This is a genomic window from Leifsonia sp. TF02-11 (assembly GCF_017565305.1).
GTDB lineage: Bacteria > Actinomycetota > Actinomycetes > Actinomycetales > Microbacteriaceae > Leifsonia.
Genome location: NZ_JAGEKP010000022.1, coordinates 63,998 through 90,557 on the forward strand (window position 1 = coordinate 63,998; position 26,560 = coordinate 90,557).

A 26,560-nucleotide genomic window follows, 5' to 3' on the forward strand; every position below is an offset into this window, starting at 1 on the left:
TCTGTCTGCCTGCGCTCAGTCGAACCAGAGCGCGAGCTCGCGCTGCGCCGACTCGGGCGAGTCGGAGCCGTGCACCAGGTTCTGCTGCACCTTGAGGCCCCAGTCACGGGCCAGGTCGCCGCGGATCGTACCCGGGGCGGCCGTGGTCGGATCCGTCGCGCCGGCGAGCGACCGGAAGCCCTCGATGACGCGGTTGCCCGCGACCCGAAGGGCCACGATCGGCCCGGACTCCATGAACTCGACGAGGGGCTCGTAGAACGGCTTGCCCTCGTGCTCGGCGTAGTGCTTCGCGAGGAGGTCGCGGTCGGCCTGCAGCATGCGCACGTCGACGAGCGAGTACCCCTTGGCCTCGATGCGGCGCAGGATCTCGCCCGTGAGGTTGCGGGCGACTCCGTCGGGCTTGACGAGGACGAGGGTCTCTTCGACAGCGGTGGTCATCTGGTCTCCGTTCGGTTGTTCCGGTCGATGCGGGAGGCGGCGATCATGCAGTAGGTCCACATGGCCGTGAAGATCGCCCCCACGATGAAGAAGGCGGGCACGAGGAATCCGGCTGCGACGACGACGAGCTGAACGATCCAGCCCAGGACGACGCCGGCGCGGTTCCGCATCAGCCCGATGGCGGCGATCATCAGGAGGACGACCACCGCTCCCCCGCCCAGCGCGATCCACGCGGGCAGGCTCTTGAGCCCGAAGAGCACGAGGGCCCCCAGGAAGACGACGATGAGCTCGAAGCCCAGCACGATCGAGCCGAGACTCTCGCGGAGCGTCCGTCGGCGCCGGGCGCGCGGAGGGGTCGCGGGCTCGTCGGCCGCCCCGGGGGTCTGGTCGCTCACGCCGTCGCGTCCTTCCAGCCCTGCTCCTCGGCGTACGCCATGGCGGCACCGACGAGCACGATCGAGCCGGTGACGACCACAGCGCGACGCGGTTCCTCGCCCGCCCACTCGCGCGCCGCCTCCAGGGCGTCGAGCGCGTCCGTGTAGACGATGGTCGCCTCGTCACCGGCTTCGTCTCGAACGATGTCGCCGAGCTCCTCGGCCGACAGCGCACGATCGGACGCCGGCTCGGTCACGAAGAACTGCGTGGCGACCGGAACGAGCGCCCGGACGACGCCGCGCGCGTCCTTGTCGCCGAGGCTTCCGAACACGAAGGTCAGCTCGTCGAAGTCGAAGTACCGGCGCATCGCGTCGGCGAGCGTGGCCGCCCCCGCGGGATTGTGCGCCGCGTCGACCAGCACGGTCGGCTCGACGCCGATCAGTTGCAGCCGACCGGGCGAGGTCGCCGTTGCGAAGCCCTCTTCGACCAGGTCGGTCTTGAGCGGCTGGCTGCCGCGCCCCAGGAACGTCTCGACCGCCGCGACGGCCACAGCGGCGTTCTGCGCCTGGTGATCGCCGTACAGCGGGAGGAAGACGTCTTCGTAGGTCGCCGCGCGACCGCGCACCGTCACGAGCTGGCCTCCGACGGCGACGCGGGTGTCGACGACGTCGAAGTCCCGCGGCGCGGCGGCTAGCGTGGACTCGGTCAGCCGCGCCGCCTCCTCCAGCTCGGCCATGGCCTCCGGCACCTGGGCGGAGCTGACCACGTCGGCGGACGGCTTGATGATCCCCGACTTGGTGCGCGCGATTTCGCGGACCGTGTCGCCGAGCTGTCGGGTGTGGTCGAGCGAGATCGGCGTGAACACAGCGACCTGGCCGTCGCCGACGTTGGTCGAGTCCCACTCGCCGCCCATGCCGACCTCGATCACCGCGACGTCGACGGGGGCGTCGGCGAACGCGGCGAAGGCGAGAGCCGTCAACGCCTCGAAGAAGGTCAGCGGCGCGGCGCCCCGCTCCTCCAGCTCCGCATCGACGATCTCGAGGTAGGGACGCACGTCCTCCCAGTTGCGCACGAGCGCCTCGTCGGAGATCGGCTGGCCGTCGATCATGATCCGCTCGTTGAACCGCACGAGGTGCGGGCTGGTGAGCAGGCCGGTGCGCAGGCCGTACGCCCGCAGGATGCTCTCGGCGATGCGGCTGGTCGACGTCTTGCCGTTGGTGCCGGTGATGTGGATGATCGGGTAGGCCCGCTGCGGATCGCCCAACAGCTCGACCGCCCGCCGCGTGGCGTCCAGCCGGTGCTCGGGGGCACCCTCGCCGATGCGGGAGAGCAGCGCCTGATAGACGGCCTCAGCCTCGTCGTGCAGCTCGTCGGCGTCGGTCATCGCGCGTCCTCCACCTTCGTCACACCGACCGTGAACCGGCCGGCGTTCGCGAACTGTCCCGCGCCGAACTCCTTGACGAAGCCGTCGGAGTCGTCATCGAGGGCATCAGCCGTCGACACGAACGCGAATTCGAGCGCCAGCGTCTCGGCCGCGATGTCCACGGCGTCGCCCGCGAGTGCGATGGCCCGCACGTCGTCGTCGTGCTCGAAGGCGACGTTCAGCTCGATCCGGTCGCTCACGTCGAGGCCCGCCGCCTTGCGGGTGTCCTGCACGGCGCGGATCACGTCGCGGGCCAGGCCCTCGGCCTCCAGCTCGGGCGTGGTGGCGGTGTCGAGCAGCACGAAGCCGCCGCCCGGGAGCAGCGCCAGCGCCGACGAGGCCTCCTCGTCGGTCTGCGCGGTCTCCAGGACCAGCTCGTACTCGCCCTCGACCAGCTCCACGCCGCCCACGGTAACGACTCCGTCGTGCTCCGACCAGTCACCGGCGCGTGCAGCCTGGATGACCAGCTGCACCTGCTTGCCGAGCCGCGGGCCGGCCGCCCGCGCGTTGACGGTGAGCCGGCTGGTGATGCCGTAGGAGGCCGCGCTGTCGTCGGCGAGCTCGACCAGCTCGACGGCCTTGACATTGAGCTCGTCGCGCAGGATCGCCTCGAACGGACGCAGCGCCTCCGCGTCGGCGGCGACCACCGTCAGCGAGGCGAGCGGCAGCCGGACCCGGCGCCCCGACTGCTTGCGCAGCGAGAGCGTGGTCGAGCTGATCGCACGGATGCGGTCCATGGCGTCGACCAGCGCGTCGTCCGCGGGGAAGACGTCGGCCTCCGGCCAGTCGGTCAAGTGGACGCTGCGTCCACCGGTCAGGTCCTTCCAGATGCGCTCGCTGATCAGCGGCAGCAGCGGGGCGGCGACCCGCGTCACGGTCTCCAGGACCGTGTAGAGGGTGTCGAACGCCTCGGTCCCCGTGCCGTCGTCCGTCACGCCGGTCCAGAACCGGTCGCGGGAACGGCGCACGTACCAGTTGGTCAGCACGTCGGCGAAGTCCCGGAGCTTCGCGGAGGCGAGGGTCGAGTCGAGACCCTCGAGGTCGGCGGTCACCGCCTCCACCAGATCGCGGGTCTTCGCCAGCAGATAGCGGTCGAGGACGTCGGTCGAGTCCGTCGAGTGCTTCGCCTCGTAGCCTGTGGCGTTGGCGTACAGCGAGAAGAAGTACCAGGTGCTCCACAGCGGCAGCAGCACCTGGCGGACTCCCTCGCGGATGCCCTCCTCCGTCACGACCAGGTTGCCGCCTCGCAGCACAGGGCTCGACATCAGGAACCAGCGCATCGCGTCCGAGCCGTCGCGGTCGAAGACCTCGTTGACGTCGGGGTAGTTGCGCAGCGACTTCGACATCTTCTGGCCGTCGCTGCCGAGCACGATGCCGTGCGAGATCACGTTCGTGAACGCGGGCCGGTCGAACAGCGCCGTGCCGAGCGTGTGCAGCAGGTAGAACCAGCCGCGCGTCTGGCCGATGTACTCGACGATGAAGTCCGCCGGGTTGTGGCTGTCGAACCAGTCGTGGTTCTCGAACGGGTAGTGCACCTGGGCGAACGGCATCGACCCCGAGTCGAACCACACGTCGAGCACATCCGGGATGCGTCGCATCGTCGAACGGCCGGACGGGTCGTCGGGGTTCGGGCGGGTCAGCTCGTCGATGAACGGCCGGTGGAGGTCCGGGCCGCCCGCGGCGTTGACCGGCAGCCGCCCGAAGTCGCGCTCGAGCTCCTCCAGCGAACCGTAGACATCGACACGCGGGTACGCGGGATCGTCGCTCTTCCACACCGGGATCGGCGAGCCGAAGTAGCGGTTGCGCGACACGGACCAGTCGCGGGCGCCCGCGAGCCACTTTCCGAACTGGCCGTCCTTGACGTTCTCCGGCACCCAGTTGATGCCCTGGTTGAGCTCCACCATGCGGTCGCGGAACTCGGTGACACGCACGAACCAGCTCGAGACGGCCTTGTAGATCAGCGGGTTGCGGCAGCGCCAGCAGTGCGGGTACGAGTGCTCGTAGCTCGCCTGGCGCAGCAGCCGGCCCTCCTCGCGCAGCAGCGTGGTGAGCGGCTTGTTCGCCTCGAAGACCTGCAGGCCGGCCACGTCCTGCACCTCGGGGAGGAAACGCGCTCCGTCGTCGACCGAGATGATCACGGGGATGCCGGCGGCTTCACAGACCCGCTGGTCGTCCTCGCCGTAGGCGGGAGCCTGGTGGACGATGCCGGTGCCGTCTTCGGTGGTGACGTAGTCGTCGACCAGGATCTGCCAGGCGTTCTGCGTGCCGTACTTCTCGGTGTCGGCGTAGTAGTCCCAGAGCCGGTCGTAGGTCACGCCCTCCAGGTCGCGGCCGACGACGGTTCGGCTGATCGCCTCGCGGGCCGCCTCCGGCGACTCGTAACCGAGGTCCTTGGCGTAGTTGCCGACGAGGTCGACGGCCAGCAGGTACTCGCCGCTCAGCGAGTCCTCCTCCGCGAGTCCGGCGCTGTGCCGGCCACCCGTGCGTCCGTGCACGTCAGCCGCGCCGTTCGGGCCGGCGGGAACGACCGCGTACCGGATGTCGGGGCCGACCACCAGTGCGAGGTTGGTCGGCAGCGTCCACGGCGTGGTCGTCCAGGCGAGCGCGCGCACGCCCGTGAGCCCGAGAGCCTCCGCCTTCGCGCCGGTGAGCGGGAAGGTCACCGTGACCGTCTGGTCCTGGCGCATCTTGTAGACGTCGTCGTCCATGCGCAGCTCGTGGTTCGACAGCGGGGTCTGGTCGCGCCAGCAGTACGGCAGCACGCGGTGGCCCTCGTAGGCGAGGCCCTTGTCGTAGAGCTGCTTGAACGCCCAGATCACGGACTCCATGTAGGAGGTGTCCAACGTCTTGTAGTCGTTGTCGAAGTCTACCCACCGCGCCTGGCGGGTAACGTACTCCTGCCACTCGCGGGTGTAGCGAAGCACGGAGTCCTTCGCGGCCTGGTTGAAGGCCGCGAGCCCCATCTCCTCGATCTGGCTCTTGTCGGTGATGCCGAGCTGCCGCTCCGCCTCCAGCTCAGCCGGGAGGCCGTGGGTGTCCCAGCCGAAGCGCCGCTCCACCTTCTTGCCGCGCATGGTCTGGAAGCGCGGGAAGACGTCCTTCGCGTAGCCGGTGAGCAGGTGGCCGTAGTGCGGGAGGCCGTTCGCGAACGGCGGGCCGTCGTAGAAGACCCACTCGGGAGCGCCCTCGCGGTTGTCGACCGACGCGCGGAACGTGCCGTCTTCGGCCCAGAACGCCAGCACATCGGTCTCGATCTCCGGGAACACCGGCGACGGCGTGACGTCCTGACGCGGCTCGCGCCCGGGCTCGGCGGCTTCGTCCGGCGCTGATCCGTCCGGCGCTGACTTGGGGTACGGCATCTCTCTCCTGGCAGTTTTCGACTCTGCACGAGGACGCCGGATGTTCGCACACCCGCCGCGGTACCACCCCGCTTGCCCCCAGCGGCTGCGTCGCCGAAGGGAACCTCTCGTCTGCGGCTGTGACGGGCCTGCCCCGTTCGGTTCTACTGAGCGGGCGAGTGCCCGCCGTTCTTCCGAAGACTCACCGGTGATAGCCGGGTCGACGTCGTTCGCCCCAGTCTATCGGTTCGCGAGCGCGGCTGCGAAGCCCGCGCAGACCGGTTCGACAGCGTCGCGCACGACCGGCGTCAGCGGGCCCCTGCCCACTCCCGCGCGGGCCCATACCCCCGCCGCGGCGACAGCGGCGCCGACCACGGCGGTGGCCGCCGCCCGAGGCAGGAGGCCGTCCGGGTCGTCGCCCGACCTCCGGGCGATCGCGACCGCCACCTGGCGCACCACGGCCAGGAAACGCGGCAGCGCGGACGCCTGGAGCTCGTCGTCGGTGCCCATCAGCTCCACCTGGGTCACGGCGAGCGGCAGCCGCTCCGGCCCGAAGCCGTCGGCCAGCCGCAGGACGGCGGCGAGCACCGCGGCCATCGGCTCGACGTCGTCGTCGGCCGCGGCGAGCATCGCGGGGAACGCCGCCAGCGATTCGTCGACCTCCAGCCAGAGCAGGTCGCTCTTCGACGAGAAGTAGTTGAAGAAGGTCGCCCGGCTCACGCCGGCCCTGCGGGCGATGTCGTCGACCGTCGTCCCCGCGTAGGTCTGCTCGAGGAACAGCTCCCCCGCCGCCTCCGCCAGCATCCCGCGCGAGGAGGCTCTGGGCCGGCCGGATCCGCCGGTGCCGTGGCCACTGGAATGGCGCGGTGTCATCGTGCGTTGTCTCCTCACGCCTAATATTGGACCCGGTTCAGATACCCCCGTCAGAAGGACACCCGTGACCTCCACCCCCACGCTCGCCGTCAGCGAGACCGACCGCCCCGGGATCACACCGGGCACGGCCCGCCGCGTCGCCATCGCCTCGTTCGTCGGAACCTCCCTCGAATCGTACGACTTCTATCTCTACGCGTACTTCGCCGCATTCTTCGTCGGCCCGTTGTTCTTCACCCCGCTCGGCGCATTCGGGGGCGTGCTCGCCGGGTTCCTCGCGATCGCGGCCGGATTCGTCATCCGCCCGGTCGGCGCCGTGGTGTTCGGTCACCTGGGCGACCGGATCGGCCGCCGTCCCGTCCTGCTGATGACGATTCTGCTGATGGGCATCAGCACCGGCCTCGTCGGCGTGCTGCCGACCTACGCGGCGGCCGGCTGGTTCGGGGGCGTCGCTCTCGTGCTCCTCCGGCTCGTCCAGGGCCTCTCGCTCGGCGGTGAATGGGGAGGCTCGATCCTGCTCGCGACCGAGTACGCGAACCCGAAGCGCCGCGGGTTCTACGCCGCGCTCCCCCAGCTCGGCTCCCCGGTCGGCTCCATCCTGAGCGCCGTGGTCTTCATCGTGCTCACGCTCACGATGTCGCAAGCCGACATCGCCGCGTGGGGGTGGCGCATCCCGTTCCTCACCGCGTTCCCGCTGCTGCTGGTCTCGCTCTACCTGCGGTGGTCGATCGACGAGACGCCGGTGTTCCGCAAGCTCGTCGAGACCGGACGCCGCGACCGCTTCCCGGTCGTCGACGTGTTCACCAAGGCACCGACCGCCTTCGTCATCGCCATCGGCGCCGCGGTGCTCGGCATCGGCTCCTACTCGCTCATGAACACCTACATGGTCGATTACGGCACTGCCGTCCTCGGGTTCAAGTTCCAGGACCTCCTGGTCGCCACGACGATCGGCGGCCTGCTGCAGCTGGTCACCATTCCGCTGTTCGGCCTCTGGGCCGCGAAGATCGGCTCCGCCCGGGTGGTCGCCATCGGCGCCATCGGCACGCTGGTCGTCGCCTTCCCGATGTATTTCCTGCTGCAGTCGGCTTCGTTCGGCGTGCTCGTCGGCAGCATGATCATCGGTGGCATCCTCCCCACCCTGTCGTGGGCGGGACTCGGCGGACTGATGTCCGACTTGTTCCCGAGCCCGATCCGCTACAGCGCCCTCTCGGTGGCCTACAGCGTCGCGGCCCTGCTCACCTCGTTCGTGCCGGCGCTCACGCTGATCTTCGGACAGGCCGTCGGCAACGCCTGGTGGCACCCCGGCATCGTGCTCGCTGTCATGTCGATCATCACCCTGCTCGCAGCATGGGCGGCCTCCCGCCGCAAGCCCATCATCGACGACGTGTGATCCGTCGGTCATGGCCCTCCGGTAACCTTGACGGGTAAACCACACTCAGGCACCCCGTTGACACGGTGCCGCACATATCGAATCGGAGAGCCATGACCGCCGCGAACCCCGTGCCCGACAAGCCAGCACTCGAAGGCCTCGAGGCCGTCTGGGGAGACCGCTGGCAGCAGGACGGCACGTTCGTCTTCGACCGCGACGGGGCCATCGCCGCCGGACGCGACGCGATCTACTCGATCGACACCCCGCCGCCCACGGCCTCCGGCTCGCTGCACATCGGCCACGTGTTCAGCTACACGCACACCGACATCGTCGCCCGGTTCCAGCGCATGCGCGGCAAGCGCGTCTTCTACCCGATGGGCTGGGACGACAACGGCCTGCCCACCGAGCGCCGCGTGCAGAACTACTACGGCGTCCGCTGCGACCCCACGCTCCCCTACGAGCCCGGCTTCGTCCCTCCGTTCGAGGGCGGCGACAACAAGAGCACCAAGGCGGCCGACCAGAAGCCGGTCTCGCGTCGCAACTTCATCGAGCTCTGTGAGCGGCTGACGGTGGAGGACGAGAAGCAGTTCGAGGCGCTGTGGCGCACGCTCGGGCTCTCCGTCGACTGGTCGCAGACCTACCGCACCATCGGCCGCGAGGCGCTGCACACGTCGCAGCTCGCCTTCCTGCGCAACGTGGCCCGCGGCGAGGCCTACCAGGCGCTGGCCCCCACGCTGTGGGACATCACCTTCCGCACCGCCGTCGCCCAGGCCGAGCTGGAGGACCGCGAGCAGCCGAGCGCGTACCACCGGGTGGCCTTCCACGGCGCCGACGGTCCCGTCTACATCGAGACGACCCGTCCCGAGCTCCTTCCTGCGTGCGTCGCGCTCGTCGCGCACCCGGACGACGACCGCTACCAGCCGCTGTTCGGCACCACGGTGCGTACCCCGCTGTTCGACGTCGAGGTGCCGGTCGTCGCCCACCACCTGGCTCAGCCCGACAAGGGCACCGGCATCGCCATGATCTGCACCTTCGGCGACATCACCGACGTCACCTGGTGGCGCGAGCTCGACCTCCCGAACCGCGCGATCATCGGCTTCGACGGCCGCATCCTCCCCGAGCCGCCCGCGGCGATCGAGGGCGACACCGGACGCGAGGCGTACGCCCAGCTGGCCGGCAAGACCGTGTTCTCGGCGAAGCAGGCCGTCGTTGACCTGCTGCGCGCGTCCGGCGACCTCGTCGGCGAGCCGAAGCCGATCCAGCACCCCGTGAAGTTCTTCGAGAAGGGCGACAAGCCGCTCGAGATCGTCTCGACCCGCCAGTGGTACGTCAAGAACGGCGCCCGCGACGAGCAGCTCCGCGAGCGGCTCATCGAGCTGGGCCGCGGCATCGACTGGCACCCCGACTTCATGCGGGTGCGCTACGAGAACTGGGTCAACGGTCTTACCGGTGACTGGCTGATCTCGCGCCAGCGCTTCTTCGGCGTGCCGATCCCGGTCTGGTACCCGCTCGACGGCGACGGCAACCCCGTCTTCGACCAGCCCATCCTGCCGTCCGAGGAGAGCCTCCCCGTCGACCCGTCGTCCGACCCCGCACCGGGCTTCGACGAGGCACAGCGCGGACAGGCGGGCGGCTTCATCGGCGAGCACGACGTGATGGACACCTGGATGACTTCCTCGCTCACCCCGCAGCTCGCGGGCGGCTGGGTCGACGACCCGGAGCTGTTCCGCACCGTCGCACCGTTCGACCTGCGTCCGCAGGGCCAGGACATCATCCGCACCTGGCTGTTCTCGACCCTGCTGCGCTCGCAGCTCGAAGACGGTGTGGCCCCGTGGACCAACGCGGCGATCTCCGGCTTCATCGTGGACCCCGACCGCAAGAAGATGTCGAAGTCGAAGGGCAACGTCGTCACCCCCGCCGACATCCTCGAGCGCCACGGGTCCGACGCCGTGCGCTACTGGGCCGCGTCCTCCCGGCTCGGCACCGACGCCTCCTTCGACCCGCAGAACCCGACCCAGATCAAGATCGGCCGTCGCCTGGCGATCAAGCTGCTCAACGCGGCGAAGTTCATCCACGGCTTCGACGCCCCCGCCTCGCTCGATCTGGCGCAGGTGACCGCCCCGCTCGACCGCAGCATGCTCCAGCAGCTCTCTGTCGTCGTCTCCGACGCCACGGCGGCTCTGGAGGGCTACGACCACGCCCGCGCCTTGGAGATCGCCGAGACGTTCTTCTGGACGTTCTGCGACGACTACCTCGAGCTCGTGAAGGAGCGAGCGTACGGCGAGCCGGACGCCGGTCAGGTCTCGGCCGTCGTCGCCCTCCGCGTAGCGCTCTCGGCCTTCCTGCGGCTGTTCGCACCCGTTCTGCCCTTCGCCTCCGAAGAGGCCTGGAGCTGGTCGGAGTCGGGTTCGGTGCACGTCGCGCCCTGGCCGCGCCCCGACGAGGTCGCCGCCGACTGGTCGCAGGCGCACAGCGTCCTGACCGTGGTCGGCCGCGCCCTCACGGCGATCCGCGGCGCCAAGACGGCTGCGAAGGCCTCGCAGCGCACTCCCGTGGACTCCGCCGTCATCAGCGGACCGGCCGACGAGATCGCAGCCATCGAGTCGGCCGCAGCCGACCTCGCCTCGGTGGGCAGAATCGCCGAACTGCGTTTCGCATCCGCGGAAGAGCTCTCGGTGACCGATATCCTCCTCACGCAGGTGCCCAGCGAGGAGGAACGATGACGGCTGACGTCCGGCGCGTGGAGGACAACGAGTTCTTCACCTGGCTCGACCTCTACGCGGGGTACGGCGAGTTCTACGAGACGCCCATCACCGATGAGAAGGCGCTCCTCGTCTGGAGCTGGATCACCGACCCCGAGAGCGGTGTCGAGGCGTACTTCGCCGTGGACGAGGAGGGCACTCCCATCGGGATCGCGCACGTGCGCGAGTTCTGCCGTCCGCTCGACGGAAGCAAGGGCCTCTACCTCGACGACCTCTTCGTCGTACCGGACGCGCGCGGCGCCGGTGCGGGCACAGCCCTCCTCGAAGAGCTCCGCTCGATCGCGAAGGATCGCGGGCTCTCGGTCGTCCGCTGGATCACGGCGAAAGACAACCAGGAGGCCCGCAAGCTCTACGACCGCGTCGCGGAGAAGACCAAGTGGGTCACCTACGACCTCGTCCCCTGAACGGGTCCGCGATATGGTCGTTACACGTCCGGTGCTCCCAGCCGGGCAGGGAAGCCGAACGGAGGGGCTGATGTCGATCGAGATTCGACCGGTCAAGGATGGCGACTTCTTCGCCTGGCTCGATCTGTACGCGAAGTACGCGGAGTTCTACGAGACCGAGCTGACCGACCAGAGGGCGTTGGTTCTGTGGTCGTGGCTCACCGATGCCGAGCACGAGGAGCTCGGCTACGTCGCCGTCGACGGCGACCGCATCGTCGGGCTGGCCCACGTGCGCGAGTTCGCGCGGCCTCTCGAGGGCGATCGCGGCCTGTTCCTCGACGACCTCTACGTGCTGGAGGACGAGCGCGGAAAGGGCATCGGCCGCCAGCTGATCGCCGCCGTGCGATCCCTCGCCGAAGAGCGCAGGCTGGGCGTGGTCCAGTGGATCACCGCCGCCGACAACGCCGCCGCCCAACACGTGTACGACTCTGTCGCCAGCAAGACGACGTGGGTCACCTACGAGATCGACCTCGTCGCCGCCCAGGGCGAGGAGACCGCCTGATGCAGCTCGGGAGCCGCTGGGCCGTCGGCGAGACGCCTCCGTCGAAGCTTCCGGAGGTGGTGACCTACGCCGTCTCCACTGTCGAGGAGGAGCTCACGGCGACCGATGTCGACACGGCCGGCTGGCGCTGGACCCTGACCTGGCTGGAGGGCAAGCCCGTCGTCGAACTCGACGATGGCACGGTCATCCGCTACAACGACCGGGAGGACTCGGCCACGATCACGCAGACGGTCGAGACCGAGCCCTCCGACTACGACGAGGTCTGACGGGCCCCTCCGACGCCGCGCCGGTCAGCGCGGCAGCTGCGGGAGCGTGCGCGCCGCTCGGTCGCGGTGCTGCTCGACGATCGCCACAAGTTCGGCGTGACGGCTGTGGCGTGCGGGCTGACGCATCCCCCAGGCGGTGAGGGCGCGACCGAGCCGGAGTGCGGCGCGCTGGCTGAACGGCCGGCGCACGGGCACGGAGATGGCGGTCATGATGCGGTTCCTTCCGAGATGGTCTGGTTCTGGTTCTGGTCGTCGGGCGACGTGGAGTCGGCGGCCTGAGCCTGCCCGTAACGACCAGCGCTGAGCAGGAGGCGCGTCGCGATCAGTGCGAACACCACCACGATGACGCCGCCGATCACGAACGGCAGCCGCAGGTCGACGCGGGCGACGAAGCCGCCGAGGACGGTGGCGATGGGCGTGAGTCCCCAGCCGATGGTGCGGACGATGCCCATGGCGCGGCCGAGCATCGCGCCGGGGATGATGGCCTGCCGCAGCGCACCCCACGGCACGTTCCAGACGGCCACCCCGAAGGCCCCGATGGCGTAGGAGAGCACGCCGAGCACCACATTGCCGGTGAGCCCGACGCCGAGGATGCCGAAACCGCTGATGAGGATCGACACGAACATCACGCGGCCCCGCCCGAAGCGTGCGACGAACCGGCTGGAGAGCAGAGCTCCGACCAGAGCGCCCACCCCGACCCCGGCCGTGACGACACCGACCAGGGAGGCGGGCAGGGCGTAGGTCTGCAGCAGCAGAAGCACCACGCTCCCCTGCGCGAACGACAGCGCCGACGCGGTGATCGACGTGAGGATGATCATCTTCCGCAGGAACCGGTCGTCCCACAGGAAGCGGACGACCGCGCCCATGCCCGGTCGCGGAGCGGCCTCCGCGCCGGTCTGCCGCGCGCCGACCTGGTGCGCGCGAGCCGCGGCGACCGGGATGGTCAGCACCAGTAGCGCCGAGATGAGGAAGCCGCTGCCCGTGAGCCACATCGGCAAGGCGATCGCCGCAGCGAAGAGGAAGCCGGCGATCGGCGTCGCGATGAAGTTCTGTACGACGATCTCGGCCGACTGCATGCGACCGTTCGCCCGGTCGAGCTGGTCACGGCTCACGAGGCTCGGCACCACGGTGGTCGTGGCGTTGTCGAACACCGTCTCCCCGAGCCCGAACAGCAGCACGCAGCCGTAGAGGCTCCAGATCGTGAGGTCGCCCGTGGCGATCAGCAGCGCCACCAGCGCGGCGACGGCGAAGCGGAGCCCGTTGGCGACCGCCATCGCGACGCGCCGGTCGACGCGGTCGAGCAGCATGCCCGCGGGGATCCCGAACAGCAGCCACGGCAGGAACGCCACAGCAGTGAGCCCGGCGATCAGCGCCGGGTCGCGGGTCAGCGTCGTCGCGATCAGCGGCACGGCCGTGCGGCCGATGCCGTCGGCGAGGTTGCTCGCGATCGCGGCGGTCCAGAGCCGGCCGAAGCCGCCGCCGAGCGCCGCCGGCTTCGCTGCCGGCGTGCTCATCGGTGCTCCTGCTCGACCAACGGGAAGGCGTTGAACTGCACCTGGACGCGCTTGCGGTCGTCGGCGGGATCGGCCTTCCACTTCTCCTTGAGGCGGTTGAGCAGCTTGTAGTACTCCGTGGCCAGCTCACCGAGCTGCTCGCGCGACACCTCGAGGTGCGACGTGGAGAGCGCTGACGCCTCCACCCACTCCATGCCGAAGGTGTCGAGCCCGCGCCGCAGGAACGCGTTCAGACGCCGTTCGTTGTTCTGCTGCCAGTTGAGCGAGATCTGCTCGGTGATCTCCCGCCCGGCCGGTGTCTCCAGGGTCTCGGCGCCGCCGATGGTGACGCCGCCGGCGGCCATGCGCCACCAGCGTTCCCTGCCGCTCCCGCGCTCAGCGTCTTCGACGACGATGGCGTGCTTGGCGAGCTGGCGGAGGTGGTAGCTGGTCGAGCCGCTCGACTCCCCCAGCCGCTCGGCCAGCATCGACGCCGTGGCCGGCCCGAAGTCGGAGAGCTCGTTCATGATCTCCACACGCAGCGGGTGCGCCAGCGCACGCAGGGCCGGCATGCCGATGGATTCGAAGTGCGGCTCGTAGTCGTCTGTCGACTGTTCGGCGCCTGCTGGAGTGGTCTCGTCGGAGGACATGCGACCAGAGTAACCATGCAAAGACTTCTTTGCAACTGTTTCTTTGCAATAGCTTCTTTGCAAACCAGTGTTTGCAGCAACTGCCTGCTGATCCCCATCCACCCGGCGAGCCCGGGCAGCAGCAGCGCACACGTCGTGCCGCCCCAGTCCACGTCGCGAGCCGCGACCAGACACGTGAACAGTTCGGCACCCTAGGCTGGTCGCATGGCAGACACCGTGAATCCGCTCTTCTCCCCCAGCACGCTCCCCTATCAGCTTCCCCCGTTCGCGGAGATCCGCGACGAGCACTACCGCCCCGCCTTCGAACGGGGATTCGCTGAGCAGCTGGCCGAGATCGCCGCGATCACCGCCACCACGGAACCGCCGACGTTCAAGAACACGATGATCCCGCTCGAGCGATCGGGGCAGACCCTGCAGCGGGTCGCCGAGGTCTTCTTCAACAAGAGCTCGTCCGACAGCACCGACTTCACGAACGCGCTGGAGGAGGAGATCGCTCCGCTGCTGTCCGCACACCAGGACGCGATCCGCCTGGATCCTGCGCTGTACCGTCGCTTGCAGAGCCTGCACGAGCGCCGCCACGCGCTCGGACTCGATGCCGAGAGCATCTATCTGATCGAGCGCTACTTCACCGAGTTCACCCTCGCCGGAGCGGGACTCGACGACGATCAGAAGGCGACGCTGCGCGACTACAACCAGCGGCTGTCGACGCTCACCACCCGGTTCGAGAAGAACCTGCTCGCCGACACCAACGAACTGGCCGTGGTCTTCGACACCGCGGACGACCTCGCCGGACTCGGCGACGGCGAGATCTCCGCTGCCGCAGAGGCGGCGCGCGAACGCGGACTCGACGGGAAGTACGTCGTGACGCTCGTGCTGCCGACGGGGCACCCGTGGCTCGCCGGCCTCACGAACCGCCGATCGCGCGAGCGGATCATGGTCGCCTCGCGCTCCCGCGGCATCCGCGGCGGCGAACACGACAACCGCGAGCTCGTCCTCGAGATCACCCGGCTGCGCGCCCGGCGCGCCCGCCTCCTCGGCTTCGAGACGCACGCGGCCTTCGTGACCGCCGACGAGACGGCGAAGAACCCGCAGGCCGTCGCCGACATGCTGGGCCGGCTCGCGCCACCGGCCGCCCGCAACGCCCGCGCGGAGGAGGCCGACCTCCAGAGGCAGCTCGGCGACGACGAGACGGTGCAGAGCTGGGACTGGGCCGCACTCACCGAGACCGTGCGCCAGGAGAAGTTCGACGTCGACTTCGCAGCGATGCGCCCGTACTTCGAAGCGGAGCGCGTGCTGCGAGACGGCGTCTTCCACGCCGCCACCCAGCTCTACGGGATCACGTTCGAGGAGCGTCCCGACCTGGTCGCCTACCACCCCGAGGCACGGGTCTTCGAGGTGCGGGATGAGGACGGCACCGGTGTCGGGCTGTACATCCTCGACCTCTACACACGGGACTCCAAGCGCGGCGGAGCGTGGATGAACCCGCTCATCTCGCAGTCGACCCTCCTCGACAACCCCACGGTCGTCGTCAACAACCTCAACGTGCCCAAGCCGGCCGCCGGGGAGCCGACACTGCTCACGTACGACGAGACCAACACGCTCTTCCACGAGTTCGGCCACGCCCTCCACGGCCTCTTCGCGCGGGTGACCTACCCCAAGTTCGCCGGCACCAACGTGTTCCGCGACTTCGTCGAGTTCCCCAGCCAGGTGAACGAGATGTGGATGCTGTGGCCGGAGATCGTGACCAACTACGCCGTCCACCATCAGACCGGCGAGCGGATGCCGCAGGACCTCATCGACCGGCTGCAGGCCTCGGAGTCGTTCAACGAGGGCTTCGCCACCAGCGAGTACCTTGCGGCGGCGTTACTCGACCAGGCCTGGCACGCGATCACCGCCGATGACGACGTGACCGACGTCGCCGCGTTCGAAGCCGCCGCCCTCGCCGCCGTCGGACTCGACAACCCCGCCGTTCCGCCGCGCTACGCGAGCACGTACTTCGCGCACACCTTCTCCGGCGGCTACGACGCCGGTTACTACTCCTACATCTGGAGCGAGGTGCTGGACGCCGACACGGTCGAGTGGTTCAAGGAGAACGGCGGGCTGACGCGCGAGAACGGCGACCGGTTCCGCCGGCGCCTCCTCGGGGTCGGCGGATCGAAGGATCCGCTGGAGGCCTACCGCGACTTCCGCGGGCGCGACGCCGTCATCGAGCCGCTGCTGAAGCGCCGCGGGCTCGACGGCTGAGGCGGCGCGACAGCTGAGCGGGCTCTAGCCCTCTTCCCGCGGGAGGCTCTAGCCTGAGCGCAGCGCGGCGGCGCCCGGATACGTCCGGGCGCCGAACCGTCGGGAAGGGGTGGTCATGACATCCACGCAGCCGGAGCCGGAGCTCTCGGCGCCGACCGTCCGATCGCTCCTGCTGCTCTCGGTCCCCGCCGTCCTGATCGGCATCGTCAGCGCTCTCACGCTCTGGGTCGTGGACGAAGTCGCCGGGGTCGTCGACGACGGCATCTGGAAGACGCTTCCGGCCGCCCTCGGCATCAGCCCGTCCTCCGGCTGGTGGATCTTCCTGGTCCTCACCGTCACCGGTCTCGCGGTCGGTCTGACGGTCTGGCTGGTCCCCGGGCACGCCGGCCCGGACTCCGCCACCACGGACCTGGTCGCCGCTCCCCTGCGCATCGGCATCGTCCCGTCACTCGCCCTCGCGGCGGTGCTGGGGCTCGCGGGCGGCGTCAGCCTGGGGCCGGAGAACCCGATCATCGCGATCAACGTGAGCCTGCTCGTCACCCTCGCCGGCCGCCTCTGGAAGGCCGTTCCCCCGCGGCTCGTGATGTTGATGGCGGCCTCCGGAACCATCGGCGCGCTGTTCGGCACGCCGGTCGCTGCCGCCCTGGTCTTCACAGGGATCGTCGCGGCGGTCAAGGGCGGGGGCGCGCTCTGGGACAAGCTGTTCCTCCCGCTGGTCGCGGCAGCGGCCGGCTCACTCACCATGACGCTGCTCGCCCATCCGCACCTGGCCATCCCGATGCCCGCCTACACGCACGTGACCGGGTGGGATGTGCTGGCCGCTCTCATCATCGGCGCCGTCGCGACGGCTCTCGGAATCCTCGGCGCTGCGCTCTTCCCGCTGGTCCACCGCGCTTTCCACGCTCTGCGCCACCCGCTGCTCATCACGCTGGCCGGAGGTATCGTGCTCGGCGTGCTCGGCGCCGTCGGCGGCCCGATCACCCTATTCAAGGGCCTGGAGCAGATGGGCACGCTCGTCGTGAACCGCGCCGACTACTCCTCAGGCCAGCTCGTTCTGATCGTCGTGGTCAAGCTCGCCGCGCTCCTCGTCGCCGCAAGCTCCGGCTTCCGCGGCGGACGGGTCTTCCCCGCCGTCTTCATCGGCGCCGCGCTGGGAACCCTCGCGGTCGCGCTGGTGCCGGTCGTCCCGCTGCCCGTCGCCGTCGCGGCCGGCGTCATGGGCATCACGCTCGCCGTCACCCGCGACGGGTGGATCGCGATCTTCGTCGGCGTGGCGGTGACCCAGAACCTGCTGGTGCTGCCGATCCTGTCGCTGGCCGTTCTGCCGGCCTGGCTGATGGTGACGAAGGCGCCGGAGTTCCTGATCACCCCGAAGGCGATTACGCCGACTTCTCCTCGCGCCGCGGACGGTGCGGGACGATAGTCGGAGCGGCGTTCTCGAGCACGGCTTCCCTGGTGACGACCACGCGTGCGACTTCGGAGCTCGACGGCACCTCGAACATGATCGGCCCGAGCACCTCCTCCATGATCGCGCGGAGGCCGCGGGCGCCCGTCTTGCGCAGCACCGCGAGGTCGGCGATCGCCTCGAGGGCGGAGTGCTCGAACTCGAGCTGGACGCCGTCGAGCTCGAACATGCGCTGATACTGACGGACCAGGGCGTTCTTCGGCACCGTCAGAATCTGCATCAAGGCATCCTGGTCGAGCGGCGTGACCGTCGTGACGACGGGGAGGCGCCCGATGAACTCGGGGATGAGACCGAACTTGTGCAGGTCTTCCGGCAGCACCTCCGAGAAGAGGTTGATGTCGTCACCCTTGGAGTGCAGCGGGGCTCCGAAGCCGATGCCCTTCTTGCCCGCGCGCGACGAGATGATGTCTTCCAGCCCGGCGAAGGCGCCGGCGACGATGAAGAGGACGTTCGTCGTGTCGATCTGGATGAACTCCTGGTGCGGGTGCTTGCGGCCGCCCTGCGGCGGCACCGACGCGACCGTGCCCTCCAGGATCTTCAGGAGCGCCTGCTGTACGCCCTCACCCGAGACGTCGCGTGTGATCGACGGGTTCTCGGCCTTGCGGGCGATCTTGTCGACCTCGTCGATGTAGATGATGCCGGTCTCGGCGCGCTTGACGTCGTAGTCGGCGGCCTGGATGAGCTTGAGCAGGATGTTCTCGACGTCTTCGCCGACGTAGCCGGCCTCCGTCAGCGCGGTCGCGTCGGCGACGGCGAACGGCACGTTGAGCCTCCGGGCCAGCGTCTGTGCAAGGTAGGTCTTGCCGCAGCCCGTCGGGCCGATCAGCAGGATGTTCGACTTCGCGATCTCGACGTCGTCGATCGCGTCGGCCGAGGTGAGCGTCTGCTTGGCCCGCACCCGCTTGTAGTGGTTGTAGACGGCCACGGCCAGCGCGCGCTTCGCCTGCTCCTGACCGATGACGTACTCCTCGAGGAAGCCGAAGATCTCTTTCGGCTTCGGGAGGTCGAACTCGCCGGAGGCTTCTTCGCCCGCTTCGGCCAGTCGCTCCTCGATGATCTCGTTGCAGAGTTCGACGCACTCGTCGCAGATGTACACGCCAGGACCGGCGATCAGCTGCTGAACCTGCTTCTGGCTCTTGCCACAGAAGGAACACTTGAGCAGATCGGCGCTCTCCCCGATGCGTGCCATCCGTCTCCCCCTCCTTCTTCGGGTCTCCCCGTCGAGCCTAACCCGTGGCGACGACAAAGGCGCGCACCAGCGCGTATTCGACACGCGGTGACAGTGATTATGCCGACAGCAGACGTCTGCGGCGGCCCGCGTGCGGACGAACGAACGCCCCCGTCCGCGTGGGACGGGGGCGTTCCGTACGCCAGCGACCGGACGGGATCATCCCGAGGATCATCCCGACCGGTCGTTCGGACTGCTACTTGACGAGCGCGGGCAGGGTCTTCCGGCTGGTGAGGACCTGGTCGATGAGGCCGTACTCCAGCGCCTCCTCTGCCGAGAGGATCTTGTCGCGGTCGATGTCCTTGTTGACCTGCTCGACCGAACGGTTGGAGTGGCGCGCGAGCGTCTCCTCCAGCCAGGTGCGCATGCGCATGATCTCGTTGGCCTGGATCTCGATGTCGGACGCCTGGCCCTGGCCGGCCTCGCCGACGGCGGGCTGGTGGATCAGGATGCGGGCGTTCGGCAGCGCGAGGCGCTTGCCGGGCGTGCCGGCGGCGGTGAGCACGGCGGCGGCCGAGGCCGCCTGGCCGAGCACGACCGTCTGGATCTGCGGGCGGATGTACTGCATCGTGTCGTAGATCGCCGTCATCGCGGTGAACGAGCCGCCGGGCGAGTTGATGTACATGACGATGTCGCGGTCCGGGTCCTGGCTCTCGAGCACGAGGAGCTGGGCCATGATGTCGTCGGCCGAGGCGTCGTCCACCTGCACGCCGAGGAAGATGATGCGGTCCTCGAAGAGCTTGGCGTACGGGTCCTGGCGCTTGTAGCCGTAGGCGGTGCGCTCCTCGAAGCTGGGCAGGATGTAGCGGGCGCCTGGCGCCTGCACGCCGCCGAAGGCCTGACCGCCGAAGGCGGAGCCGCCGAGGCTGGAGCCGCCGAGCATGGGGGTGTTCATAGTGATGTCCTTATCCTTCCGGCGGTTCCTACTTGGTCTCCTGGTCGGTGCCGCCGCCGCCCGAGACGTCCAGCGCGGACTCCCGGATGTGGTCGACGAAGCCGTAGTCCAGTGCCTCCTGGGCGGTGAACCAGCGGTCGCGGTCGCCGTCGGCGTTGATCTGCTCGACCGACTTGCCGGTCGCCGCAGCGGTGATCTCGGCGAGGCGCTTCTTCATGTCGAGGATCAGCTGGGCCTGCGTCTGGATGTCGCTCGCGGTGCCGCCGAAGCCGCCGTGCGGCTGGTGCAGCAGTACGCGCGCGTTCGGCGTGATGTACCGCTTGCCCTTGGTGCCGGCCGTGAGGAGCAGCTGGCCCATGGAGGCCGCCATGCCGATGCCGACGGTGACGATGTCGTTCGGCACGAACTGCATCGTGTCGTAGATCGCCATGCCGGCGGTGATGGATCCGCCGGGAGAGTTGATGTAGAGGTAGATGTCTCGCTTGGGGTCTTCTGCGGCCAGGAGCAGCAGCTTCGCGGCGATCTCGTTGGCGTTCTCGTCGCGCACCTCGGAACCGAGCCAGATGATGCGGTCCTTCAGCAGTCTGTCGAAAACACTGGGCTGGATACCCATGTCGGCCATGTTCGCTCCGTTTCCTTTGTCGCTTGGCATCGAATCTATCGGAGGGCGGAGCGCAATTCCGCGCTGTTCGCCCTGGGCAGAGTGGGTGTCGCGCTGGCCGGTCGGCGGGCGCTCTCCACGCTTCTTCGGCGCCCGGTTCCTCAGTGGTCGTCGTCGAGTGCCGCCGCGTAGGCCTCCACGGCACGGCGGTACCGCGGCAGGTGCGGGGCGAGCGCGTCGAGCGCTTCCCGCAGGGCATCGGCGTGGAGGCCGCCGTCGAAGAGCGCGAGCGCCGCGAACGCCTTCGCCGCGTCGGCGAGGGGATGGCCGGGCTCGGCGAGCAGGAAGTCGCGCAGCAGCGCGAGCGACTCGTCGGCGCGGTCGAGGTTGCGCAGCGTGCTGGCCAGCTGCACGATCGCCTGACCGCGTTCCGGCTCGGCGAGGCCCTGGGCCAACGCCGCACGGTAGAGCGGCTCGGCCTCCGCCTCGCGGCCGGCGAAATCCCGGGCGCCTGCCGCTTCGAACAGGGCCTCGGGGTCGTCGGGCGCACGCTCGGCGACGAGCGAATCGATCGCGTCCACCGTGCCCTGCTCCCCCAGCTCCTCCGCCTCGGCCCACACCGCATCCAGCCGCTGCCGCCAGTCGTCCATCGTGACTCCTCCCTCGCCGCGTCCGCAGAAGGCGCAACACGCCGCTCCCCATCGTGCCAGAGCCGTTGCGCCCCCGGACTGCGGCTACGGCCTCTCGACGCCCATCGCTGCGAGATGGAGGGCGACGATCGCGCGGGCGTCCTCGTCCAGGGCGGTCGTCCAGATCGACCCCGGCTTGTGGATGCGCAGCGAAGTCAGGCCGTGCAGGGCCACCCACAACCGGGTGGCCTGGATCGCCGTAACGCCGCCCGCCTCCGGGTCGCCGCCGAGCGCTGCGGCGACGGCATCGATCATGTCCCAGCCGGGTCTGTCGTCGTGATCGTCGAGGCCGAGGCGGTCCGCGCTCTCGAAGATCAACTGGTAAGCGCCGGGATGAGCGACACCCCATTGAGCGTAGCGAACCGCGTACTCCTCCAGCCGCTCGCGAAGCGGGAGGGCCGGGTCCTCGAGCCGGGGAAGGTCGGCGCGGAGCGCGTCCAGTTGCGCCGCGACGACCGCACGGATCAGGTCCTGCTGGGAGGCGAAGTGCAGGTAGACCGCTGCAGGCGACACCGAGCACGCCCTGGCGACCGCCCGGAGCGAGGGCGCCGCGAGCGGCTGGGGCGCGAGGAGCAGCTCACTCGCCGCGGCGACGAGCTGCTCCCGCAGCCGATCGCCGTCCCCCCGCGCGTTCGCCTCTCGCTTGGTCACGATGCCTCCCTCTCGGACGAACTGGACAAATCGGTGTACAGGTGTAAAGCTACATCAGTGAACACCCGTTCATCCACTTTCTGACGCGCCCCGCGGCGCACCTTGGAGGAATCATGTCCCCTGTCGACTACCGCCGTGGAGTCGCCCTGATCACCGGGGCGAGCTCCGGCCTCGGCGAGGAGTTCGCCCGTCGGCTCGCCGCCCGCGGCGCCGACCTCGCGCTGGTCGCGCGGCGGGCGGACCGACTGGACGCGCTGGCCGGCCGGCTCCGCTCCGAGCACGGCGTCGCCGTCACCACGATCCCGCTCGACCTCGCCGCAGCCGACGCCGCAGCCACCCTCCGCGCGGAGACCGACCGGCTCGGCCTGGACGTCCACACGCTCGTCAACAATGCCGGGTTCGCGACCCACGGGCGCTTCGAGGTCGCCGACCCCGATCGCATCCGCAGCGAGATCGCCCTCAACGTCGCGACGCTCGTCGCGCTCTCCCGCGCCTACATCCCGGACCTGGTCCGCCACGGCGACGGCGCCCTCGTCAACATCGCCAGCACGGCCGCCTACCAGCCGGTGCCGTCGATGGCGGTCTACAGCGCGACGAAGGCGTTCGTGCTCAGCTTCACGGAGGCGCTCTGGCACGAGACGCGTGCGAGCGGGCTCCGCGTCCTCGCCCTCTCGCCCGGAGCCACGCGCACCGAGTTCTTCGACGTGGTCGGCTCCGAGAACGCCCGCGTCGGCCGCATGCAGACCGCGCAGCAGGTCGTGGACCTCGCGCTCACGACCCTCGACCGTCGGAACGCCCCGCCGAGCGTCATCTCGGGAACAGGCAACCGGGTGAGCGCGGCGCTCTCGCGGCTGCTCAGCAGGAGGCTGCTCGTCAACACGACCGGGCGGGTGATGGCGGCGGCCGAGGCGCGCGCGTAGCCGCGCGACGGGCCGCTGAACGCCGAAGAGCCGGGCACCTCGCGGTGCCCGGCTCTTCTGTGTGCGTGTCGGTGAGGACTACTCGGCGTCGGCGGCCTTCTTCTTGGCGGCACGCTTCTTCGGCTTCTCCTCGGCGGCCGGCTCCTCGGCGGGAGCTTCGGCAACCTCGTCCGCGGCGGACTCGTCCACAGCGTCCTCGTCCGCGGCATCCTCCGGGAGTGCGACGAACTCGGTGAGGTCGACCTTCTTGCCGTTGGTGTCGACGACCTCGGTCTTGCCGAGGATGATCGCGAGCGCCTTGTTGCGGGCGACCTCGCCGACCATCGACGGGATCTGACCGTTCTCGCTGAGGATCTTGACGAACTCGTTCGGGTCCATGCCGTACTGGGCGGCGCCCTGCACGAGGTACTGGGTGAGCTCGTCCTGGCTGACCTTGATGTTCTCGGCCTGCGCGACCTCGTCGAGGAGGATCTGCGTGCGGAAGGTCTTCTCGCTCGACTCGGTCACCTCTGCACGGTGCGTGTCGTCGTCGAGACGGTTCTCCTGCTCGAGGTGACGGTGCACCTCGTCCTCCACCAGCTGCGCCGGAACCGGGATCTCGACGAGCTCGAGGAGCTTGTCGACCAGCTGGTCGCGAGCGGCGGTGCCCTGGCCGAACGCCTTCGCGCGCTCGACCTGGGTGCGCAGGCTGGTGCGCAGTTCGCCGATGGTGTCGAACTCGCTGGCGATCTGCGCGAAGTCGTCGTCGGCCTCCGGGAGCTCGCGCTCCTTGACGGCGTTGAGGGTGACGGTGATCTGCGCGTTCTCGCCCTCGTGGTCGCCGCCCATGAGCGGGGCCTCGAAGGTGGTGGTCTCGCCGGCGGTCAGCGTGTCGAGCGCCTCGTCGATGCCGTCGATCAGCTCGCCGGAGCCGAGCTCGTACGAGATGTTCGCGGCCGTGTCGACCTCCTCGCCGCCGATGGTGGCGACCAGGTCGATCTGCGCGAAGTCACCGGTCTTGGCCGGACGGTCGACGGTGACGAGCGTGCCGAACCGGCTGCGCAGACGGTCGAGCTCCTCCTCGACGTCGTCCACGGAGACCTCCGCAGCATCGACGGTGAGGGTGATGTCGCCGAAGTCGGGCAGGGTGACCTCGGGCCGCGTGTCGACCTCGATGGTCAGCAGCAGGTCGCCGGAGAAGTCCTTCTCGTTCGGCCACTCGGTGATGTCGGCCTCCGGACGGCCGAGGGGACGCACGTCGTTCTCCTCCACCGCCTGGCGGTAGAAGGTGTCGAGCCCCTCGTTGACCGCGTGCTCAAGCACGGCGGCCTTGCCGACCCGCTGGTCGATGATGGGCGGCGGCACCTTGCCCTTGCGGAAACCGGGGATGTTCACCTGCTCGGCGATGTGCTCGTAGGCGTGCTTGATGGACGGCTGCAGCTCCTCCGGCGTCACCGAGATGGTGAGCTTGGTGCGCGTGGGGCTGAGCTTCTCGACCGTGGTCTTCACGATGTCTGGGTTCTCCTGATGTTCGAACGATGGTCTACTCGCAAGGAACGAGGTCCTCGTCGGGGCGACAGGATTCGAACCTGCGACCTCCCGCTCCCAAAGCGGGCGCTCTAGCCAAGCTGAGCTACGCCCCGGCTTCAGCGGTGCGAAAGACCGTGCGCAAGTCTACTGCACGCGAGCAGTCGCCCGCGTGTACTACGATGGTCGTCGGCCGTCCGAGCAGGACGGCCTTCGGGGATGTAGCTCAATGGTAGAGCCTCAGTCTTCCAAACTGATTACGCGGGTTCGATTCCCGTCATCCCCTCCGTTGGAAACGCTGGCCGAGCGGCCCGTCGAGAAACACGGTCGACTGCAAGTTTCGTCACGAATCTCGAGATTCGTGCCACGAATGTCGTGATTCGTGACGAAAGTCGGGCTGCTAAGTCGCATGCCAGAACGTACGGGAGCTCACCGCTCCAAAACAGCCAACACCGCCAGCACCCGCCGGTGGTCGTCCCCCGAGTCCTCCAGCCCCAGCTTCTGGAAGATGGCCGTCACGTTCTTCTCGACGGCGCCCACCCCGATAACGAGCCGCGACGCGATCGCGGCGTTCGTTCGTCCTTCCGCCATCAGCCCCAGCACGTCGCGCTCGCGCGGCGTCAGTGATGACAGCGGGTCGGTGCGGCGCACCAGCAGTTCGCGGACGACCTCGGGGTCGAGCACCGTGCCGCCCGCTGCGACCCGGGTCACCGCGTCGCGCAGCTCGTCGAGCGACGCGACGCGGTCCTTGAGCAGGTAGCCGGTGCCGCCCCGGCCGCTCGCCAGTAGTTCCTGGGCGTAGGTGCCCTCCACGTACTGGCTGAGCAGCAGCACTCCCACCCCCGGGAACGACGATCGCAGTTCCAGCGCGGCGCGGACGCCCTCGTCGCGGAACGTCGGGGGCATCCGGACGTCGAGGATCGCGATGTCGGGCTGCAGCGCGGGGAGGGCGGCGAGCAGGGACTCGGCGTCGCCGAACGCGCCGACCGTTTCGAAGCCGGCCTCGTCCAGGAGACGGACCAGGCCCTCGCGCAGCAGGACGGAGTCGTCGGCGACGACGAGACGGAGGGGGGTGGTGGCAGGCACGCCACCACCCTATGGCAGTGCGGGAGGCCCGCTCAGCCGAGCGGCAGGCGCGCGCCGATCCGGGTGGGGCCGCCCACCGGGCTGTCGACCGTCAGCTCGCCGCGGAGGCCGTGCACCCGCTCGGTCAGACCGCTCAGTCCGTGCCCGGTGACGACCGACGCGCCGCCGTTGCCGTTGTCCGTCAGCCAGACCGACAGCCACGGCCGGCCCTCCGCGTCGACCGACTCGTCGAGGACCAGCCGCGCGGCGGTCGCCCCCGAGTGCTTGGCCAGGTTCGCCGACAGTTCCGCGAGCACGTAGTACGCGTTCCGCTCCACCTCCGGGCTGAACCGTTCCCCCGCCTGCAGCGACGACTCCACCATCATCGGGATGGTGCTCCGTGCCGCGAGCGACTCCACGGCCGCCTGCAGACCGCGGTCCTGCAGGATCGGGGGCGCGAAACCGCGGGAGAGCGCCCGCAGCTCCTCGAGCGTGTCGCCGGCCTGCTTGCGGGCCTCGGCGAGCAGCGAGGCGGCGGCCTCCGGGTCGTCCGCGAGCTTGCGTTCGGCGGAGGCGATGTCCATCTGCAGGCGGATCAGGCGCTGCTGCGGGCCGTCGTGGAGGTCGCGCTCCAGGCGGCGCAGCGACTGGTCCTCCGCGGCGACAGCGGCACCGCGCTGTGCGGACAGGTCGGCGACCTCCCGCTGGAGTGCCTCCGACCGCCAGGCGCCGAGCACTCCGTGCGCGATCGCGTGGTGCAGCAGCGTGAGGCCGCGGGTCACGAACGGCAGGGTCACAGCGAAGATGACGCCGAAGATCAGGTACAGGACGCGATCGCCGGCGACGGGGTCGAACGTCGAGTGAATGCCGAAGATCGAGTCGGCCAGGACCCGGGAGAGGAAGAAGTCCCGGTTGCCGCTCGGGATGAAGCCGAGCCAGATCCAGCCCGTCAGCCCGCCCAGCGCGCCGGCCGTCCAGGTGATGGTGATGCTCCAGCTGATGACGCTGATGATCGGGTTGATGATCATTCCGTGCAGGAGGTACAGCCAGTAGTGGCCGTTCGCCCACGGGCCGAACACCGTCCGCCAGAAGGTGCGCGGACGGTCCGCCGGCTCCCACACCGGCCGCGGGACGGGAGCGGCCCCCGCCCAGTCGAGACGGGTCAGCTCGACCGTTCCGAACGCGCGCGCCACGTAGAACGCCGCGACGACGATGAAGAAGCCGACGTAGATGACGACGGTGCCGATGCCCGTCCAGAACAGCGACGAGAGCACCGACAGCCCGATGATCGCGATCGGCATCGTCAGGACGAGGAAGCCCAGCTCCCGGGGCACGCGTCGCCACAACGATGCGTAGGTCGTTCGCTC

General features: G+C 69.4%; 24 protein-coding genes and 2 tRNA genes. 9 read left to right on the top strand and 17 right to left on the bottom strand.

The genetic code is table 11. The annotated features are described in order from the left end of the window. Positions 1–15: 15 nt before the first annotated feature. The 5 genes from ndk to JNB50_RS20660 all read right to left on the bottom strand — a co-directional run bounded on the left by ndk (position 16) and on the right by JNB50_RS20660 (position 6,447). Complete coding sequence (gene ndk / locus JNB50_RS20640; RefSeq protein WP_208042022.1) at positions 16–438, bottom strand: nucleoside-diphosphate kinase; 423 nt, start codon at positions 436–438, stop codon at positions 16–18. Then, positions 435–833: a DUF4233 domain-containing protein gene (locus JNB50_RS20645; protein ID WP_208042023.1), complete on the bottom strand. Its 399-nt coding sequence runs from the start codon at positions 831–833 to the stop codon at positions 435–437. Before JNB50_RS20645 ends, ndk begins: the two co-directional genes overlap by 4 nt. Further along, positions 830–2,197: a folylpolyglutamate synthase/dihydrofolate synthase family protein gene (locus JNB50_RS20650; protein WP_208042024.1), complete on the bottom strand. Its 1,368-nt coding sequence runs from the start codon at positions 2,195–2,197 to the stop codon at positions 830–832. Before JNB50_RS20650 ends, JNB50_RS20645 begins: the two co-directional genes overlap by 4 nt. Next, complete coding sequence (gene ileS, locus JNB50_RS20655) at positions 2,194–5,595, bottom strand: isoleucine--tRNA ligase (RefSeq protein ID WP_208042025.1); 3,402 nt, start codon at positions 5,593–5,595, stop codon at positions 2,194–2,196. The genes JNB50_RS20650 and ileS overlap by 4 nt, the downstream gene beginning before the upstream one ends. Positions 5,596–5,814: 219 nt before the next feature. Further along, positions 5,815–6,447, bottom strand: a complete 633-nt coding sequence (locus JNB50_RS20660) for a TetR/AcrR family transcriptional regulator (protein WP_208042026.1) — start codon at positions 6,445–6,447, stop codon at positions 5,815–5,817. Between the two features lie 64 nt (positions 6,448–6,511). Between JNB50_RS20660 and JNB50_RS20665 the strand changes: the two genes are divergently transcribed. The 5 genes from JNB50_RS20665 to JNB50_RS20685 all read left to right on the top strand — a co-directional run bounded on the left by JNB50_RS20665 (position 6,512) and on the right by JNB50_RS20685 (position 11,786). Beyond that, on the top strand, positions 6,512–7,834 hold the full coding sequence (locus JNB50_RS20665) for an MFS transporter (RefSeq protein ID WP_208042027.1): 1,323 nt from the start codon (positions 6,512–6,514) through the stop codon (positions 7,832–7,834). 92 nt (positions 7,835–7,926) lie between these two features. Next, a complete protein-coding gene (valS, locus tag JNB50_RS20670) occupies positions 7,927–10,536 on the top strand; it encodes a valine--tRNA ligase (protein ID WP_208042028.1) in 2,610 nt (869 codons plus the stop codon). Further along, positions 10,533–10,979 carry a GNAT family N-acetyltransferase gene (locus JNB50_RS20675; RefSeq protein WP_208042029.1) on the top strand — a complete coding sequence of 149 codons (447 nt, stop codon included), beginning with the start codon at positions 10,533–10,535 and terminating at the stop codon, positions 10,977–10,979. Before valS ends, JNB50_RS20675 begins: the two co-directional genes overlap by 4 nt. Positions 10,980–11,049: 70 nt before the next feature. Next, on the top strand, positions 11,050–11,520 hold the full coding sequence (locus tag JNB50_RS20680) for a GNAT family N-acetyltransferase (protein WP_208042030.1): 471 nt from the start codon (positions 11,050–11,052) through the stop codon (positions 11,518–11,520). Beyond that, the gene (locus JNB50_RS20685; protein ID WP_208042031.1) at positions 11,520–11,786 is read left to right on the top strand and encodes a hypothetical protein; all 267 of its coding nucleotides are present in this window, start codon (positions 11,520–11,522) and stop codon (positions 11,784–11,786) included. Before JNB50_RS20680 ends, JNB50_RS20685 begins: the two co-directional genes overlap by 1 nt. A 24-nt stretch (positions 11,787–11,810) precedes the next feature. Here JNB50_RS20685 and JNB50_RS20690 read toward each other — a convergent pair whose 3' ends face one another. The 3 genes from JNB50_RS20690 to JNB50_RS20700 are packed head-to-tail and all read right to left on the bottom strand — an operon-like array spanning position 11,811 to position 13,929. Then, positions 11,811–11,996 (bottom strand): hypothetical protein, encoded by a 186-nt coding sequence (locus JNB50_RS20690; RefSeq protein WP_208042032.1) that lies wholly within the window; start codon positions 11,994–11,996, stop codon positions 11,811–11,813. After that, positions 11,993–13,300 (bottom strand): MFS transporter, encoded by a 1,308-nt coding sequence (locus tag JNB50_RS20695; RefSeq protein WP_208042033.1) that lies wholly within the window; start codon positions 13,298–13,300, stop codon positions 11,993–11,995. Before JNB50_RS20695 ends, JNB50_RS20690 begins: the two co-directional genes overlap by 4 nt. Then, positions 13,297–13,929: a winged helix-turn-helix domain-containing protein gene (locus JNB50_RS20700; protein WP_208042034.1), complete on the bottom strand. Its 633-nt coding sequence runs from the start codon at positions 13,927–13,929 to the stop codon at positions 13,297–13,299. The genes JNB50_RS20695 and JNB50_RS20700 overlap by 4 nt, the downstream gene beginning before the upstream one ends. A 204-nt stretch (positions 13,930–14,133) precedes the next feature. On the opposite strand from JNB50_RS20700, the gene JNB50_RS20705 reads away from it, so the two are divergent. Then, entirely contained in the window at positions 14,134–16,173 is a 2,040-nt protein-coding gene (locus tag JNB50_RS20705; RefSeq protein ID WP_208042035.1) for a M3 family metallopeptidase, read from the top strand. A 115-nt stretch (positions 16,174–16,288) separates the two neighbouring features. Next, a complete protein-coding gene (locus JNB50_RS20710) occupies positions 16,289–17,596 on the top strand; it encodes an ion channel protein (RefSeq protein WP_208042036.1) in 1,308 nt (435 codons plus the stop codon). Here the strand turns inward: JNB50_RS20710 and clpX are convergent. The 5 genes from clpX to JNB50_RS20735 form a co-directional block, all read right to left on the bottom strand. Then, entirely contained in the window at positions 17,553–18,827 is a 1,275-nt protein-coding gene (clpX, locus tag JNB50_RS20715; RefSeq protein ID WP_208042037.1) for an ATP-dependent Clp protease ATP-binding subunit ClpX, read from the bottom strand. The two genes, JNB50_RS20710 and clpX, sit on opposite strands and share 44 nt — an antisense overlap. Positions 18,828–19,062: 235 nt before the next feature. Continuing rightward, positions 19,063–19,761 carry an ATP-dependent Clp protease proteolytic subunit gene (locus tag JNB50_RS20720; protein ID WP_243768765.1) on the bottom strand — a complete coding sequence of 233 codons (699 nt, stop codon included), beginning with the start codon at positions 19,759–19,761 and terminating at the stop codon, positions 19,063–19,065. Positions 19,762–19,789: 28 nt separating this feature from the next. Beyond that, positions 19,790–20,383, bottom strand: a complete 594-nt coding sequence (locus JNB50_RS20725; protein WP_208042038.1) for an ATP-dependent Clp protease proteolytic subunit — start codon at positions 20,381–20,383, stop codon at positions 19,790–19,792. Positions 20,384–20,523: 140 nt separating this feature from the next. Continuing rightward, the gene (locus JNB50_RS20730; RefSeq protein ID WP_208042039.1) at positions 20,524–21,012 is read right to left on the bottom strand and encodes a tetratricopeptide repeat protein; all 489 of its coding nucleotides are present in this window, start codon (positions 21,010–21,012) and stop codon (positions 20,524–20,526) included. Between the two features lie 84 nt (positions 21,013–21,096). Further along, complete coding sequence (locus JNB50_RS20735; RefSeq protein WP_208042040.1) at positions 21,097–21,702, bottom strand: TetR/AcrR family transcriptional regulator; 606 nt, start codon at positions 21,700–21,702, stop codon at positions 21,097–21,099. Positions 21,703–21,815: 113 nt separating this feature from the next. Between JNB50_RS20735 and JNB50_RS20740 the strand changes: the two genes are divergently transcribed. Then, positions 21,816–22,622, top strand: a complete 807-nt coding sequence (locus tag JNB50_RS20740) for an SDR family oxidoreductase (protein WP_208042041.1) — start codon at positions 21,816–21,818, stop codon at positions 22,620–22,622. 78 nt (positions 22,623–22,700) lie between these two features. Here the strand turns inward: JNB50_RS20740 and tig are convergent, their stop codons facing one another. Together tig and JNB50_RS20750 are read right to left on the bottom strand one after the other, a co-directional pair. Next, entirely contained in the window at positions 22,701–24,110 is a 1,410-nt protein-coding gene (tig, locus tag JNB50_RS20745) for a trigger factor (RefSeq protein ID WP_208042042.1), read from the bottom strand. A 59-nt stretch (positions 24,111–24,169) separates the two neighbouring features. Then, positions 24,170–24,244, bottom strand: a tRNA-Pro gene (locus JNB50_RS20750). 99 nt (positions 24,245–24,343) lie between these two features. Between JNB50_RS20750 and JNB50_RS20755 the strand changes: the two genes are divergently transcribed. Then, positions 24,344–24,414: transfer RNA gene (locus JNB50_RS20755), tRNA-Gly, on the top strand. A 143-nt stretch (positions 24,415–24,557) separates the two neighbouring features. Here JNB50_RS20755 and JNB50_RS20760 read toward each other — a convergent pair. Together JNB50_RS20760 and JNB50_RS20765 are read right to left on the bottom strand one after the other, a co-directional pair. Beyond that, positions 24,558–25,214 (bottom strand): response regulator transcription factor, encoded by a 657-nt coding sequence (locus JNB50_RS20760; protein WP_208042043.1) that lies wholly within the window; start codon positions 25,212–25,214, stop codon positions 24,558–24,560. 32 nt (positions 25,215–25,246) lie between these two features. Further along, positions 25,247–26,527: a sensor domain-containing protein gene (locus JNB50_RS20765; RefSeq protein ID WP_307794818.1), complete on the bottom strand. Its 1,281-nt coding sequence runs from the start codon at positions 26,525–26,527 to the stop codon at positions 25,247–25,249. Positions 26,528–26,560: the final 33 nt, after the last annotated feature.